Consider the following 15,563-nt stretch of genomic DNA (forward strand, 5'->3'; position numbering starts at 1 on the left):
ACAATGTATGAATTATGGACGGTAAATATACTCAATGCTCGGTGTCCTTTTCTCTTCTCTCAAAAAATCTGGAATGGGCTGCTGATTCAATATACCGGACAGCTTAGTGGAGAATGAAGAAAACATTCTCGAAAAGCCGAAAGGTTCTTCATAGCGGACAACTGTTGCTTCCTGCAACTTTGCTAATTTCTTTGCCGCTTCTGTCGCATCTTCCAACGTCCCGAGCTCGTCAATCAATCCATTCGCCTTTGCCTGTTTGCCTGTATAAATTCTTCCGTCAGCAAGCTGAAGTACTTTCTCACGTGGCATCTTTCTTCCTTCGGCAATCACATCAACGAACTGCTGATAGCTTTCATTTATTACACCTTGCAAAAGAGTATGTTCGTCCTGCGTCATTTCCCGCATCGGATTACCCATATCTTTGAATTTTCCACTCTTAATTACATTTTCTTTAATTCCATACTCTTTGGCCAGTTCTCCATAGTTCATATACGAAGCGATAACGCCAAGACTCCCTGTCAATGTGGATGGATTCGCATACACTTTATCTCCCGCAGTAGCGAGATAATATCCACCTGATGCAGCATACGAACCCATACTAATAACAATCGGCTTCTTCGTTTCGCTTTTCACTTGCTTCAGTTTGCGGTGCAGCTCATCGGTCGGAACCACCGCTCCCCCTGGGGAATTAATCCGTATAACAATCGCTTTCACATTCGAATCTTCTTTTGCTTGATTAAGCTGGGAAAGAAGCGCCTGATAATCAAACGTGCTGTTCCAGCTGCTCTCTTCTGAGATAACCCCTTCTACATACAATTGCAGCACCTGATTCGTTCTACTACCAGATACTGTCTTTGCCTTCCATTTTTCAGGTACCGAAGCCACTGAACCTTCTCCACCACGAACGAGTTGAAGAACGAGCGCCGCCGCTACAACGAGCACTACGATCGCAAGCGCAATCCATCTTCGTTTGTTCATATACTGTTCTGTTCCTCCTCTTATGTATCGTATCGTCCTCTTCTCCTTTTATTTACGTACTATCTATCAAAAAGATTCACCTGTAAATTATATTTACATGATGTGAAAAAATCGGTATTTGATGTTCGGCGTATAGGCTGTAGAATCCCGGTAATCCCAGTATCGATGTCGGCTATTCGTCGTGTGTGCGTTCACGAGCGGCATACCGTGACTGTCTTTTGCTACTACAATAGTCGAATGCTGCCAGCGTCCGTCCCCGTCGAAATCATAGCAAATCACATCACCAAGAGAGAGCTGATCCGCACTCGATTTACTTTCTGTCTTGATATGCCCCCTCTCCAGATACCAACGAAAGCTGTGGGCTACCGTCCAACTGTAGCTCCATAACGCCGAAGGACTATTCCCGCCACGATACCACCAGCCAGTTGCCCTGTTGCCGGTTGAATAAAACGGAATACCACCAGCATATAAACACTGCGAAATAAAATTCGTGCAATCTACATCAAAATGTCGAAAGTTCGGATTGTATTCATTCCACCAGGCTTCGGCATATCGAACAGCCTGCAGTCGATTATATACATAACTGCCTTTTCTTATTTGCTCTTCATTAAACGATACATCTTCTTGTGGTTGAAAGACCGGTTGCACAGACTTTTGTGGCGTACCATTAATCTTATTCTCCTGTACGATAAGCCATCTATCTTTTACATGTCGCAGCATTACGCGGATGTGTATGTCTTTCTCTTGTTCATGCCACCTCTTCTCCAACTGGTAAGCGTACCATTCTCTTGCCTTTATACGGACAACAATTTCATTTATTCCGTCCTTTTCCACCTGAAAATCGTTGATTTGTAACCTGCTCTGCAATGGACGAATCCGTCGCTCCTTCAACTGCTGCCAGCGTTGAAGATTGCTCCGCTCTATCGACTCGGCCTCTTCTTTGTCCAAACACTTGGAAAGCTCATTCGTTTTTGTAACAAGGTTTTTTGTCCGACATTGCAGGTAAAACTCCAAAGCTTCTGTCCACGTAGTCATCTTACATCTCCTTTCTTTTTTATATAAACCCAAAGTGCACCGGTATATCGCAACATCATAATATGTATATTCCGTACAAAAAGAAAAAAGGACGGCCGCTGCTCTCATAAGAAGCATTGCCGTCCTTTTTCACTTATTCCTTATGCCGAACCGACTTCCGAACGTTCAAGCACACCTTCCAATTGTAGTAAATATTCTTTCACATTCAGCCCACCGCCATATCCCACGAGCGCGCCATTTGAGCCAATAACCCGATGGCATGGAATGAAGATAGACAGGGGATTCTTATTATTGGCCCCGCCAATAGCACGTACCGCTTTAGCCGCATTTATGGCGAGCGCAATATCTTTATATGATCTCGTCTCTCCGTAAGGAATTTGTCGAAGCTGTTCCCATACAATCTTTTGAAACGCCGTGCCATGTATATCAAGTGGAAGGGTAAACTCCTGTCGTTCTCCCCCGAAATACTCGTCCAATTGCTCTGTCGCTTCCAGGAAAAACTCAGGCGTATATGTGATATTCTCTGTATGCATCCACTTCTTGGCCCAGCGCGTCAGAGAAAGTCTGGCTGTATCCCCATCACTAAATTCTACCCAGCACAACCCTGCTTCTGTAGCAGCCAATACAATCGACCCGAGGGGGCTTTGATATACAGTATAAAAAACTTCCGACTTCACCCAATCCCTCCCTTGTGACATCTTCTTATCATCTTACCCCGTGCAAAAAGAAGAAATCCAGCACAATCATTCGACACTTTCCCCACTCATAAGCGCTTTTTCAATCTCTTCTTGAACCACAGCATCTTTTTCTCGGATTTTTGCTTTTTTCAGCGCAAGCATCGCTTCCTCCCCGCCGATCCTGCCCAACGCCCATGCTGCCGTACTTCTAAGCACAGAACGTTCATCTTCCAACAATACACAGAGCAAATCCGGCACAGCGCTTTTGTCTTTAAAATGCGCAAGCGCCAGAATCGCATTACGCTGGATCGGCTTCTTACCCCGCCATGATCCCGAAGATCGTCCAAACTTTGAGGCAAATTGCTTCTTGCTTATTGTAAGCAATGGCTTTAAGAGCGGTTTGGCTGCATCCGGGTCAGGCGTAAACTCCGGATGATGTGTAAAGTTGATTTTACGATTTTTTGGACAGACCTGTTGGCATGTATCACAGCCATACAAACGGTTTCCAATCGCTGACCGAAACTCCTCAGGGATCTCATCTTTAACCTGTGTCAAAAACGCAACACAACGTGTAGAATCAAGCTGTCCTCCCTGAATAATTGCTCCGGTAGGGCAGGAATCGATGCACATTGTGCAATCTCCACATTCTTCTTCAATAGGATGGTCAGGCGGGAACGGCGCACTCGTTAACATCTCTCCTAAATACACCCAAGAACCGAATTCTTTCGTAATAAGTGACGTATTCTTGCCCACCCATCCCAATCCGGCACGCTCTGCAACCGCCCTATCGGACAAAGCGCCCGTATCCACCATAATTTCAGTTTTAATCTCAGGCACTTGCTCATGCAGAAATTGCTCCAGCTTTTGCAGCCGCTCACGCAGCACATGATGATAATCTTCTCCCCAGGCTACCCGCGCCATCACACCTCTGTAGTTTCCCGGTTCCGATTTCGGCGGCCCTTCTATACGGGACGGATAAGCAAGCGCGATGGCAATAATGGATTTTACCTCCGGAAGAATGCTCTCTGGATGAGTACGCTTCTCGATATCCTTTTCCTCAAACCCGGATTCATACCCCTGTTCGCGGTGTTTATATAACCGTTCCTTTAACATAAGAAACGGGTCCGCCGAGGCAAACCCGATTTTATCAATTCCGATGTGATGTGCATATCGAATAACGTCTTGCTTCAGGCGGCTCCAATCTGTTACTGTCGTGCAATCATGCCGTATTTCCACGCCGCCATCACCTCCTGTTGCCTTACCGGCGCACGATCGCTCCGGTCGCCAATTCGTCACAGCGATTATTCAATTCATTATCCGCATGCCCTTTTACCTTAATGTATTGTACGTCATGTGTTTCCATGAGCGCAAGTAACTCTTTCCACAAGTCTTGATTCTCTACCGGTTGTTTTTTGCTGTTTTTCCATCCGTTTTTAATCCAGCCTTTATACCAGCCTTGTTGAAAACAATTGACCATATAAGCGCTGTCACTATGGAGCAAAACCTTGCATGGTTCCTTTAACGCCTTAAGCGCCTCTACCGCTGCTTTCAGCTCCATGCGATTATTTGTTGTATTCTCTTCGCTGCCGCACATTTCTTTACGATGCTTGCCATATAGCATAACAGCGCCCCAACCGCCAGGTCCCGGATTACCGGAACAGGCACCATCCGTATAAATAATAACATCCTTCATCTTGTCCCTCATTTTTTATAGTTTATATTCTGTTCAAATATCATAAGAAGAATTCTTCCGTTATCTATTTACAGTATATCAACTTCTCCTGTCTTTTGGGCAAGTATGGTACAATATCGGCAAAAAGAGGTGATTTCATGCAAAGCTATATGATTGACGGGGACATCCGTACTAGAATCCCAGGTATAAGACTTGGTATTCTCCACTACAATGATGTGAAGCTTTCTCCTACACCGGGGATGCTAAAAGGACGGATTAACTTATTTCTTGAGAATATGCGGCATGATTATATGGACAAATCCGTCAGCGACGTTCCGGGCATTACAGAATGGCGGCAAATTTTCAAAGCGGTAGGAATGGACCCATCCCGCTATCGTCCTTCTTCTGAAGCCCTCATGCGCCGCGTCCTGCAAAATAAGCCGCTCCACTGGATACATACCGGAGTTGATGTGAATACCTTCCTTTCCCTCCAATTCGGTCTTCCTGCCGGATTGTATAATCGGGACTTCATTGAAGGTGATGTAACCCTGCGCCTTGGACGGGAAGACGAAACATATGAAGGACTGAACGGCAGGGAGATTTCTTGTGCAGGCAAGCTGGTGCTTGCCGACGCGAAAGGACCATTCGGCAGCCCGTTCGTCGATTCTGTACGTACAAGCGTGGCGGAAGACGCGACACGTTTATTGCATGTGTTTTTTATTTATCCGAGGTTCAATCGTTGGACGGACGAACAACTGCTTCACTCTGCAGGCGATATGTTTATACACATTAATGGGGGCGACTACGAAATACTACCTGCTCCATGAAGATAATGAGCAACACTCCCATGACAAGTCCATTGCCAAAAATATAGCTAAAGATAGGCGGTAATACCTGAAGCGCTTCAGGCGGGACAAACATCAGGCCAATGCCGCCTAGCAGCCCAAACCCAATGATAAGTACATTTCGTTCATCAAGAATAATTCGGCCGAAATCTCGCAGGCCGAAACCAAGCAATTGCGTATAAGTTACAAACATAACCGCATAACCAACCGGAGAAGGCAGACCAGCGAGAATGCGACTAACAGGTGATAAGACACCTAATAAAATCAGCATGATCGCAGCAATGATAAACGGCAGACGTGCAGCGATACGTGATACCTGGATGACCCCTGCGGAAATGGAGAGTGGCACAAGGCCAACGATACCGCCAAACCCGGATAAAAGATGCGCCACTCCTGTCATTATGCCGCCGCGCCGATAATCCTCTTCTCTCGGACGAATGTTCGCTACATGGCTAACAACCGCAATACTGGCAACAAGATTCGTAATAAGAATTAGCCCGGTAACAAGAGATGTCAGAACGGTCCCCAGATGAAACACCGGGGGTCCCCAGAAAAATGGCTGAGGCAGTTCAAATAGCCCATTCGCTTCCTGAAGAGGCTTCGTCCAATCCATAAATAAATAAATCAGCCACCCTATAATCATGCTAATGAGGATAGCAAAGCTACGCACATATTTAAAAGGCGACCGAATCATGATAAACGTAAGAAATACCAATCCGATTGATACCATGGCGAGTACAGGTTCTACGCCGCTTTCCTTCGAAAAATATCCGATGCCGAGCATCCCATTCATCACAGGTCCACTAAGCGATACCGCAAGCAATATAAGATAACCGCCGCTCACTAAAGGCGTAAATATTCGCTGGATCTTTTCAATAAATCCGGTAGCACCCAGAATAATAAGCATAATTCCTGTGATAATTAAACCCATTTCCAAGGATTGTCCGATCTCTTGCGGGGCCTGTCCGGCGACTGTTCCCAGATTCACCAGAATGATAAAAATCCCCCACCACATACCAGCCGGACCTTCCGTAATTGGCAGCTTATGACCAAACAATATCTGCAATAGGGAGACAAGTCCAATTAAGAAAAATGTCTGTTGAACAAACTGGCCTACCTGCTGAGGTGACAGGCCATACATCTCCCCGATTACAAGCGGGACAACCAGGGAGCTAGACAGCGTGATAAAAAACCATTGTAGTGCCGCTGTCATCGTTACTGAAATGGGTGGCTTCTCATCCAATCCGTATAAATTCTTTGTTGCTTCTCTCTCTGATTCCATATTTTCACCTTTTCCGCTCTCTCTTTGCACATTCGATGGCGACTTTTAAATCATTCCATACTTCTTTTTTTGCTTTGGTCAGCGCATCGCCGCGCTGACGCACGACATAGGCAGGGTGCCAGGTCGGCACTACCTTCGTCCCCTCATACTCGTATATATTTCCCCGGAATTGGGACATTGTTTTCATATCCGGGAAAAAAAACTGTAGTGCCACCTTCCCCAGGGCCAAAACCACCTTCGGTCTGACGATATCAAGCTCACGCCGTAAATATTTTCCACACTCTAGTGTCTCCTCACGCATCGGGGTCCTGTTTTTTCCCTTTTCATCCGTTACGCGGCATTTTACCACATTCGTCATATAGATTTGCTCCCGACCAATCCCTGCTTTCCCCAGAATAAGTGTAAGCAGCGAGCCACTAATACCGACGAGCGGTAATCCCCAGTTTTCCTCGTCCTCGCCGGGACCTTCTCCAACAATCATCAACGGTGTAGACGTATTTCCTGTGCCGGGCACCCTGCTCTTTGCTCGTTCACAGAGCGAACAATCCGTACAGTTTAAAATATGACGGCGTACTTGTTCCATATGTACGATTCTTTCGACCTGATATAGCGCAGGCTTTACGTCTTCAGGATGATAACCGTCTTTGGTCAGTCGACGGTAGAAATCCTGCATGCCTTCCGCAACATGTTTCATCCGTTTTCTCTCCCATCATGATGGCGTCCTTTTCTACGATATCATATTTTTTCGGAAAGATGGAATAACGCTACTCCTTCCTTATAGGAAAAAGATGAAAAAACATACATAAAAAGTGAATGATGATTTCTCGTTTTAACGCGACATCTACTTTTTATGCGATAAATGAAAAGAAACCCGCCTTCTAAAGAGACGGGTTTCGCTTAAAATGGCTTTGACTAAAACAGCAAAGCTATTGTCTTATTCAATTTTCGATGTTCTCTGCTTCGCTCATTTGAGCAGACCATGCTTCATACAATTGGTCTTTGGTCTTGAGACCGGGGCGAGGAATCGCATGGTTTACAACATATGAGCTTCCGACATGCCGATTTTCCCACATCTCCTGATGCGCCTCCGGCAACTTTTCAAAAGGCACGAATACGGGTTCAGTAATCTCAAGCATCCCTGCATCAATCATTTCATTCATCCGAATGACCTCATACGCATTCGACAGGTGGGTACCCCAAATGTTCGCGGTCGGCATATAAATACGGCGTTGGCGCATCCACACTTGCGGTGCGTAGAAGCTGTAGCGGTGTTTTCCCATATTCTCGCTATAAATTATGCGACCGGTATACGGCTTTACCAGTGTCGTACTGACACCTAGTACGTCATGGCCAGCACGTTCGAATATTACATCTGGATATCCACGCGGATTATCAGGTGAACGTAAATACTTGGCCACCGCACTACCAAATGGCTTAAATATATAATCAGTGAAGTAACGCACCGATTCTTTAAATGCTTCGGTCTCTGTCTTCGGATTTGGCAGATCAGGCATGGTCTCTGGCCATACAAAATTGTCCCCTTCCCGTCTTGTTATCTCTTCGATGCTGAGTACTCCCCGCACTGCGTCACCATATCCAAGACTTTGCACAAACTCTTTCTGTGCATCCGTGTAAGTCGCTATCACAATGCGAGCTCCCATCTCACGCGCCGCCTCGATGGCGATAAGTCCGGTCTCATCCACGATGCCATCTGCATTTGTATCCGTTCCGTAGTAAATCAGCATCGCTTCACCCGCACGCAACATGGCTTTTTCATACATTTCACGCGGCATACTACTACCGTCTTTTCCTATGAATGTAAAATGATAGCCGCTTGATGCACCATAAAAGGTTAGCATACCTCCTTCTTCTACCAGCTGGAACGAACGTGGAAACGCGACTTCACCAGCGTGAGATACAGCATAGTCAGCCAGGCGTCCACCGTTCTGCGTCCGATAGTCATCGAGTATCTTCTGACCGGCCGCTTCCCATGCCGCCCATTCAGACGGATTTGCCGGTACTTTGGTAAATGCGCCTTCATACGCTGTACTTTTCCGATTGATCACCCCTATAGCACCCTGCTCACGAATATAATCAGCTCTTTCTTCATTGGATACCATGCCCGTTACATGTAGGCCATTACGTGCCGCCGATTTGAGCGCTTCAAGTCCTGTACCAGTCGCCGCACCTTCAACGAACAGGTTCTTATTCGGCTCGATTTTCAATGTAGTAAAAAGCGCACGATAAATCGTTCCCAAATTCAGAATATAGCTTCCGGCCGCTTCCAAAGTTGCATCCTGTGGCTTTACATGCACTTGTGGAGCCTGCACGATCATAAATTGTTGATGTGAACCGTCCGGCCCCTGATACCCCTGAATGCTGAAATCAGCGAACATTGGATCAAGACCTACTATTGGCGACAGCAACTCATTCTGACCGGAATAAATAGTGACTAAATCCCCCACTTTAACACGACCCTCATGCTTTACTTCACTCCCTACAGCTGCTACAAGCGCGATACCTCCACTTCCCATTACATGATAATCCATATCATGGTCATCCAGCGTGGAAACAGGGATGCCTGTAAGGGCCCAAATATCGTTAAAATTCACCTCACTGGCTAACACATAGAGTAATACTTCATTGGCACCTGGTTTCTCGACCGGAATGACAATTTTTTTCTCACAGTCGATCGGATCGCCATGGTCTACCATACCTGTTTCGTCGTTTTTCGTAACTGCATATGCGTACTGCCATGTTGGAAGCGGTGTAAATCCAGGAAAGTATGGAGCGCCAATCGGCAACAATTCTCCCTTTTGAATCAATTCTTTCTGCTTTGCCTCATCCGGCTGGAAGCGGGAGAGAGTAGGCAACGGCCTGCTCTTCTTATCAAGAAACGCCAGAATGCCAAGCTTTCCGCCTTTCGGGTCAATAACCGCTTCGGCAAAAAGCTGCGCCTCACGCTCTATGCCTTTCTTAATACCCTGTTCATATCCAGTACGAATCGCTTCCAAAACGCGCTCTGCAGCTTTCTTACGCTCGGCCCAGGCTGTCTGGCGAAAAATGCGTTGAATCTCCTGATTGCCGTCGATCGCTTCCTGCGGGAACGGTTGCGGCGTATCCCAATTATTGATGAATTTGTTATGACGATCGAATGCTTTTTTAAGTGCCCCTTTTCCGAATAGGATGTATTCGCGTGCAAGTGCAGATGCTCGAACCAGTACATCGTCGCTGCCTTCCATCACTTCATCGACAAGGCCAATACGTTGCGCTTCCTTGGCATCAATGCGCCGACCATTCAGAATGATTTCGACAGCTTTAAGGAAACCCTCCGTACCATGCCGTTGCTGCAACAACCTTGGCAAACGCTGGGTGCCACCATACCCCGGAATTAGGTTCAAGTTAATCTCTGGCTGGCCAAACGCCGTATGTGGCTCAGCAATCCGATAGTGAGTCGCCATCTGAAATTCATTGCCTCCACCAAGTGCTACACCGTTTATGGCAGCGATAACTGGCTTGCCAAGACTCTCAATTGTACTGAATGCCAAATGCGCTTTATGAGCCAGCGGAAGCACGTCCTCTACTTCAAACATTTCTTCAAGAAATTGCTTCAAATCTGCCCCTGCCACAAAAGAGCTTGTCCCCTGCCCCGTAAAGATAACAACTTTAACATCCTCACGACGGGCCAGATGACTGACTATGGTATTTAACTCATCTAACGCCCGTTCATTCAATGCATTAACAGGTGGATTTGTAACCGTAACGGTAGCGACTTTTTTGCCGCGAAGCACATCATTATACTGTATGCGGAAGAAACGATAGGTCTCGAAAATCTTCTGTTCTTCTTTCATCTTCGTTTTCATCCGCCATTGATCGACTTTCGGTCGGATTTCTTCAATGACTTCCGGGTTGCGAAGTGTAGATGTATCTCCCAATGGTTCTCCGCTCAGCATATTACTGAGGTAGCGACGCATATATTTACCGCTTCTTGTCTCTGGAAATTGCGCAACTTCAATGAAATCGCTTGGCACTGCGACCGCGCCTTTTTCCTGACGGACCAATTCGGACAGACGACGCTGGTCTTCAAGCGTCAGACGCATACCGTGTGCCGTCTGGATAAATGCTATCGGTGTTAGCCCCTTTTCTCGGTGTGGTGCACCGATAACAAGTACATTCCCGACCGGGGAATCAGGATTAATCTGCTTATCACGCAGGATGGCGCCTTCAATTTCTTCCGTTCCCATCCGGTGTCCCGATACGTTAATTACATCGTCGGAACGCCCATGCAATGAGAACGATTCATCCTCATATTTCATGGCGAAGTCCCCCTGCGTATAAGCCCATACACCATCCCATCTGCCCCAATACGTATCAATGTAACGTTCCGCATCCCCTTTCCAGTCGGAGTTGCCAAAATTAGCTTCATCGCCCCAAATATAGCGAGCTAAATAAGGATATGGCTTCGTAATAACGATTTCCCCTTTTTCTTCATAAGCTGCTGAACGGTACTTTGCTTTGCCACTTGGCGCCGTGCCTTCCGCAATCCATACATCGCCGAAAATCCACGGTAACGGAAATGTATGCGCATCAGCTTTAAGCTGAAAGTCATTGTTTCCATAGAAGTGTGTCCATACGATACCGCCATGCTCAGTGGCCCAATAAGAATTGATGTACTGTCGTGTCATTAGGTCCATGCCGAACTGCTGAACGACTGGGCTTGTTGGCTCGGCGCAGAAGGTCGCTACACGAAGCGTATCCATACGGTATTGCTCTACGTCGGCTTTGTTTTGCGGATTGGACATAATGGTTTTCAGAAAGGTGGAGCCCGCTTTAAAAATCGTTACATTGTAGCGTTCAATGATACTTGCATAGCGGCCTGCACTCGGAAATACAGGCGCCCCTTCTGCCACCACGCTCGCTGTACGCGTCGTCAGTGCAGCTGAAATAAGGTATGATTGTCCAGTAATCCAGCCCGGATCGGCAATCACATACATTGTATCTTCGCCTGGTTTAGCATCAAACGAAATTTTCATCGTATGAGCAATGCCAGCTACATAACCGCCATGCACATGTACGACCCCTTTTGGTTTGCCTGTACTTCCGCTTGTATAGATGATAAAGAGCGGATACTCGGCATCGACCGGCTCAGGCCTGGATACGGCATACATTACTTTGATGAAGTCTTGCGTCTCAAGTTCAAGCAATTCTTTCTCGTCCGCAACCTCATATCCTAATTCACCGGCTGTTTGCAGCACTTCTTTACTTGCCTGTGCAATCAACTCGTGTGACCAGCGATCACGCTCTGAACGCCAATTCAAATCCTGTTGGCGTGTATGGCGAACGACGATAACAGCTTCGACACGGGGTGGCGCCTCAACGAGTCCTTTGGCAATAACTGTGCGAATGTGCGATTTTTCTTTAGCGTCCATATCATGGAACTGAGCTAAGGCCATGCCGACGCCACGCATCGCGTCAGAACGTTCCACCGTAATCTCGTTACCAATCGTCTGCATAACCTTTTCGTTAATTAATGCGGCTTGCTCCTTCGTCAGTTTGAGTTCCTGCAGCTTCTCCTCTACAATCCGCTGTGCCGTTTCTTTTGGAATATAGTTATCCAACGCCGGATCGGTATACGCTTCTTTAAAGTCAACGATTTGTGCATTGCGATACCCGCCATCTGAAGTAATAACCACTGTAGCGCCTGCATTATGAATCCGGTCGCTTAGCGTCTTGTCGCTAAATCCTCCAAACACTGCCGTATAGATAATTCCTAGACGCTTCGCCGCTTCCGTGTAATAAATTTGCTCCATAATATTCGGCAGATTCAGTGCAATACGGTCACCCTTTTTCAAGCCTAATCCTGTGAGTACCTGTGCTGCCTTTACGGTCTCAAGCATTAGTTGCTTGCGCGTAACGGCGAATTCGACAACCGGTCCGCCACGTCCACCATTCTTAGCCTGATCCCAACGATCACCCTCAAAATAAAAGGCAGTCTCATCCCCATGTCCGTTTATTACATGGCGATCTACCTCATTAAAGCAGGCATTGGTTAATCCGCCCGAGAACCACTTATAGAACGGTTCATCATTATTATCGAATGCCATATCCCACGGTTCAAATCCCGGTGCATACGTAATGGTAACAACAGAGCCGTTATCCGCATCTAAGCCAAGCCATTGATTTTGTTCATCACTCCAAATGATCCAGGCATTTGTTTTTCTATCGTACCAATGAATTTCTCGCTTAGCGATTTCGCTATGGAATTCCCCTGGATTTCGTTCCGCTGCATGGCGCTGTTTGTTCCAATCTTCATGAGTGAGAATTGGATTACATCTTACCCTTTGCGTTCGTATGTCCACTATATTGAGCCCCTTTCTGTCAACCAAAATAACGTATAAGTAGCCAATTTTATGCCGACAAGAACTTTAACATATTATTTCGACTTTTTAGAAAAGAACTCCTTTATACAAATTCACAGGAAAACAACGCTTAGAAATCAATTATTAGACTAGCTATAGGATTTATTTCTGTTCAAATAAACAACCAAAAACCCGGCATACTCGCCGGGCCTTTTCTCTGCATCGCTCTCTTTTTATTCATTAGCCTTATCAAAGTAATCCAGACATACCTGTTTTAATCCTTGTAATTTATTTATGAGCCCATCTATATCACAAGTATGCACAGTATCAACTAATATATTATCTTCCTCGGTTTTTGAACGTATGTGTATTTCCATACATCCATCCCATCTAACATTGGCATCAAATGTGCCATCTCCATCCTCTAGTTCTAGCGCAACGATTTGTTCCTCTTCATTTGTATGCTTAGATTTAACCATCCACTTCACTCTTACACCACCTTACATATTGAAAATCCTTTACATTAAAAAGGCTATTTTCAGTGTAACCTTTTTTAGTAAGATTAAACTTAATCTTACATGTCCCAACTTCCTTATAAATCGTATTATAAATTGCACATCAATCCAAATACTAATATTGCGGTAAAAAATACAAGGTGGGATATAATTGAAAAGAGAAAAAGGTCATAATCATAATGAACAAAACAGTATACAAGCACACGATTCTATTTGGGATGAAGATGATGTGTACGGTATATCCAAGCATGAAATAGAAGTTGATACCGATATTAATGAAGATGCCAATCGAGAAAAATTATTAGATGAATCATTCACTTCGTTTTTATATTCATTAAGAAAAAAATAAAAACAAATTTAAAACCCTCTAGGATTTCCTAAAGGGTTTTAATCGTACATTAGTTTAAAGAATCTTCATTACATCAGTACAGAATTCAATTGAAGCTTCTCTATAGCTTGTCGAAGCCTTTTCAAATCTTCTTCAAATACTTCCTGTAGTTCATGCCGGTAAATAATCGCAGCCGGATGATAAAGCGGGAATATGTAGAATTCTCGTTCAGACAAAGTGAATTCTCGGCTCTCTTCTTTTACACCTGCGTGTTGTATCGGTACAGTTAATAATGTACCGTGGACTTTTGAAATGCTGTATTCGGGAATAAGACGTTTTAAAGGTGTAGAGCCGAGTGTAACAATTAATGTTGGGTTAACGAGATCGATTTCCATGTCTAGCCAAGTAGCACAGGAGCGGATAGCATGTTGAGAGGGCGGTTTATTTGATTTTGTAATCCGTTTGTTTCCATTCTTTAATATCTTCTCCGTTACTTTGTAAGGCCTGCATCGAGTAGTGTTTACAACATACATGTTATTTCGGTTAAGGCCAACCGATTCAAGGAAGCCATTCAGGTTTTCGCCAGCTTTTCCTACGAAAGGTCGGGCATTTTTCATCTCTTCAGTTCCTGGGCTCTCACCGATAAGCATAACTTCCGCATTCGGAATGCCTTCACCTGGAACAGGGGTTTGTCCTTCTTCTCTTTTCAATCCATCCTCGCACCGTACACATGTTAAGAATTTTTCCGGTAATAGCATATGTATCCTCCTTTCATTTTTTACGTCTTTTTATCTTTTCCTCAAATTAGATTAAAATAAAATAAAAACGCGCCCCTTCGTCCGTCATGGAACGAAAAAACGCGTTGTTCGTATGTATAAGTATCCTATTAGATATAAAATTGTAGATGAAGCGGGTGATGGGAATCGAACCCACGTATTCAGCTTGGAAGGCTGATGTTCTACCATTGAACTACACCCGCATTTGGCATGGTACCGATGGTCGGGGTCGAACCGACACTCCCGAAGGAACACGATTTTGAGTCGTGCGCGTCTGCCAATTCCGCCACATCGGCAAAACAAAAAGGCATCTACTGTTAATGAAAATGGTGCCGAGGACCGGAATCGAACCGGTACGGTAGTCACCTACCGCAGGATTTTAAGTCCTGTGCGTCTGCCAGTTCCGCCACCCCGGCAAAGGGTTAAATGGAGGAGGTACCCGGATTTGAACCGGGGAATAAAGGTTTTGCAGACCTGTGCCTTACCACTTGGCTATACCTCCATAATCAATTTATTACAAGTTAACATAATGTTTTTAAGGTTAACTAATTGAAATGGTGTAAATGGAGCGGACAACGAGACTCGAACTCGCGACCCCGACCTTGGCAAGGTCGTGCTCTACCAACTGAGCTATGTCCGCATCTTTTATTAGTATATACGCTTTTCTTTTTTGTTGCAACCACAGACATCCTAAAAGAATGGCTGGGGTACCTGGATTCGAACCAGGGCATGACGGAGTCAAAGTCCGTTGCCTTACCGCTTGGCTATACCCCAACAATGGGGCGATCGATGGGAATCGAACCCACGAATGTCGGAGCCACAATCCGATGCGTTAACNCAATGGGGCGATCGATGGGAATCGAACCCACGAATGTCGGAGCCACAATCCGATGCGTTAACCACTTCGCCACGACCGCCATAATATCTGGCAGGGGCAGTAGGAATCGAACCCACACTGGAGGTTTTGGAGACCTCTGTTCTACCGTTAAACTATGCCCCTATATTTCGCTTCGTGAAAATGGTGGAGGGGGACGGATTCGAACCGCCGAACCCTGAGGGAGCGGATTTACAGTCCGCCGCGTTTAGCCACTTCGCT

General features: G+C 45.7%; 12 protein-coding genes and 8 tRNA genes. 2 read left to right on the plus strand and 18 right to left on the minus strand.

Annotation, left to right across the window (positions count from 1 at the left end; all coding sequences use genetic code 11):
- Positions 1-12 precede the first annotated feature (12 nt).
- From sppA to rnhA, 5 genes are all read right to left on the minus strand, one after another.
- A complete protein-coding gene (gene sppA, locus AF333_RS01495; protein WP_043066311.1) occupies positions 13-978 on the minus strand; it encodes a signal peptide peptidase SppA in 966 nt (321 codons plus the stop codon).
- Between the two features lie 93 nt (positions 979-1,071).
- On the minus strand, positions 1,072-2,013 hold the full coding sequence (locus AF333_RS01500) for an amidase domain-containing protein (RefSeq protein WP_052520795.1): 942 nt from the start codon (positions 2,011-2,013) through the stop codon (positions 1,072-1,074).
- 140 nt (positions 2,014-2,153) lie between these two features.
- Positions 2,154-2,690, minus strand: a complete 537-nt coding sequence (locus AF333_RS01505) for a methylated-DNA--[protein]-cysteine S-methyltransferase (protein ID WP_139189237.1) — start codon at positions 2,688-2,690, stop codon at positions 2,154-2,156.
- A gap of 66 nt (positions 2,691-2,756) precedes the next feature.
- A complete protein-coding gene (queG, locus tag AF333_RS01510; RefSeq protein ID WP_235356651.1) occupies positions 2,757-3,926 on the minus strand; it encodes a tRNA epoxyqueuosine(34) reductase QueG in 1,170 nt (389 codons plus the stop codon).
- A gap of 22 nt (positions 3,927-3,948) precedes the next feature.
- Entirely contained in the window at positions 3,949-4,383 is a 435-nt protein-coding gene (gene rnhA / locus AF333_RS01515) for a ribonuclease HI (protein WP_043066309.1), read from the minus strand.
- A 137-nt stretch (positions 4,384-4,520) separates the two neighbouring features.
- Here rnhA and AF333_RS01520 point away from each other — a divergent pair, with 137 nt between their 5' ends.
- On the plus strand, positions 4,521-5,189 hold the full coding sequence (locus tag AF333_RS01520; RefSeq protein WP_043066308.1) for a B3/B4 domain-containing protein: 669 nt from the start codon (positions 4,521-4,523) through the stop codon (positions 5,187-5,189).
- Here the strand turns inward: AF333_RS01520 and AF333_RS01525 are convergent.
- The 4 genes from AF333_RS01525 to AF333_RS01540 all read right to left on the minus strand — a co-directional run bounded on the left by AF333_RS01525 (position 5,152) and on the right by AF333_RS01540 (position 13,327).
- Positions 5,152-6,489 (minus strand): purine/pyrimidine permease, encoded by a 1,338-nt coding sequence (locus AF333_RS01525; RefSeq protein ID WP_043066307.1) that lies wholly within the window; start codon positions 6,487-6,489, stop codon positions 5,152-5,154. The genes AF333_RS01520 and AF333_RS01525 overlap by 38 nt on opposite strands.
- A 4-nt stretch (positions 6,490-6,493) precedes the next feature.
- Complete coding sequence (locus AF333_RS01530; protein WP_052520794.1) at positions 6,494-7,183, minus strand: uracil-DNA glycosylase; 690 nt, start codon at positions 7,181-7,183, stop codon at positions 6,494-6,496.
- 244 nt (positions 7,184-7,427) lie between these two features.
- Positions 7,428-12,848 carry an AMP-binding protein gene (locus AF333_RS01535; RefSeq protein ID WP_235356650.1) on the minus strand — a complete coding sequence of 1,807 codons (5,421 nt, stop codon included), beginning with the start codon at positions 12,846-12,848 and terminating at the stop codon, positions 7,428-7,430.
- Between the two features lie 233 nt (positions 12,849-13,081).
- On the minus strand, positions 13,082-13,327 hold the full coding sequence (locus tag AF333_RS01540) for a hypothetical protein (protein WP_235356075.1): 246 nt from the start codon (positions 13,325-13,327) through the stop codon (positions 13,082-13,084).
- Between the two features lie 187 nt (positions 13,328-13,514).
- Between AF333_RS01540 and AF333_RS01545 the strand changes: the two genes are divergently transcribed.
- Positions 13,515-13,712 carry a hypothetical protein gene (locus AF333_RS01545; protein WP_043066305.1) on the plus strand — a complete coding sequence of 66 codons (198 nt, stop codon included), beginning with the start codon at positions 13,515-13,517 and terminating at the stop codon, positions 13,710-13,712.
- Between the two features lie 68 nt (positions 13,713-13,780).
- Here the strand turns inward: AF333_RS01545 and AF333_RS01550 are convergent, their stop codons facing one another.
- The 9 genes from AF333_RS01550 to AF333_RS01590 form a co-directional block, all read right to left on the minus strand.
- On the minus strand, positions 13,781-14,449 hold the full coding sequence (locus AF333_RS01550; protein WP_043066304.1) for a uracil-DNA glycosylase: 669 nt from the start codon (positions 14,447-14,449) through the stop codon (positions 13,781-13,783).
- 150 nt (positions 14,450-14,599) lie between these two features.
- A tRNA-Gly gene (locus AF333_RS01555) sits at positions 14,600-14,670 on the minus strand.
- An 8-nt stretch (positions 14,671-14,678) separates the two neighbouring features.
- Positions 14,679-14,763, minus strand: a tRNA-Leu gene (locus AF333_RS01560).
- Between the two features lie 31 nt (positions 14,764-14,794).
- Positions 14,795-14,883, minus strand: a tRNA-Leu gene (locus AF333_RS01565).
- Between the two features lie 11 nt (positions 14,884-14,894).
- Positions 14,895-14,969: transfer RNA gene (locus AF333_RS01570), tRNA-Cys, on the minus strand.
- A gap of 62 nt (positions 14,970-15,031) precedes the next feature.
- A tRNA-Gly gene (locus AF333_RS01575) sits at positions 15,032-15,107 on the minus strand.
- 59 nt (positions 15,108-15,166) lie between these two features.
- Positions 15,167-15,241 (minus strand) — tRNA-Gln (locus AF333_RS01580).
- A gap of 67 nt (positions 15,242-15,308) precedes the next feature.
- A tRNA-His gene (locus AF333_RS01585) sits at positions 15,309-15,384 on the minus strand.
- Positions 15,385-15,393: 9 nt separating this feature from the next.
- Positions 15,394-15,467, minus strand: a tRNA-Trp gene (locus AF333_RS01590).
- Positions 15,468-15,563: the final 96 nt, after the last annotated feature.

The sequence above is a fragment of the Aneurinibacillus migulanus genome (genome assembly GCF_001274715.1).
In the GTDB taxonomy this organism is placed as follows: Bacteria; Bacillota; Bacilli; order Aneurinibacillales; family Aneurinibacillaceae; genus Aneurinibacillus; species Aneurinibacillus migulanus.

What these genes read in the sequence shown, in the direction of transcription:
- AF333_RS01500 (WP_052520795.1), bottom strand. Translation starts at nt 2,013, where the DNA reads ATGACTACGTGGACAGAAGCTTTGGAGTTTTACCTGCAATGTCGGACA.
- AF333_RS01525 (WP_043066307.1), bottom strand. Translation starts at nt 6,489, where the DNA reads ATGGAATCAGAGAGAGAAGCAACAAAGAATTTATACGGATTGGATGAG.
- AF333_RS01550 (WP_043066304.1), bottom strand. Translation starts at nt 14,449, where the DNA reads ATGCTATTACCGGAAAAATTCTTAACATGTGTACGGTGCGAGGATGGA.
- rnhA (WP_043066309.1), bottom strand. Translation starts at nt 4,383, where the DNA reads ATGAAGGATGTTATTATTTATACGGATGGTGCCTGTTCCGGTAATCCG.
- AF333_RS01520 (WP_043066308.1), top strand. Translation starts at nt 4,521, where the DNA reads ATGCAAAGCTATATGATTGACGGGGACATCCGTACTAGAATCCCAGGT.
- AF333_RS01540 (WP_235356075.1), bottom strand. Translation starts at nt 13,327, where the DNA reads ATGGTTAAATCTAAGCATACAAATGAAGAGGAACAAATCGTTGCGCTA.
- AF333_RS01530 (WP_052520794.1), bottom strand. Translation starts at nt 7,183, where the DNA reads ATGAAACATGTTGCGGAAGGCATGCAGGATTTCTACCGTCGACTGACC.
- sppA (WP_043066311.1), bottom strand. Translation starts at nt 978, where the DNA reads ATGAACAAACGAAGATGGATTGCGCTTGCGATCGTAGTGCTCGTTGTA.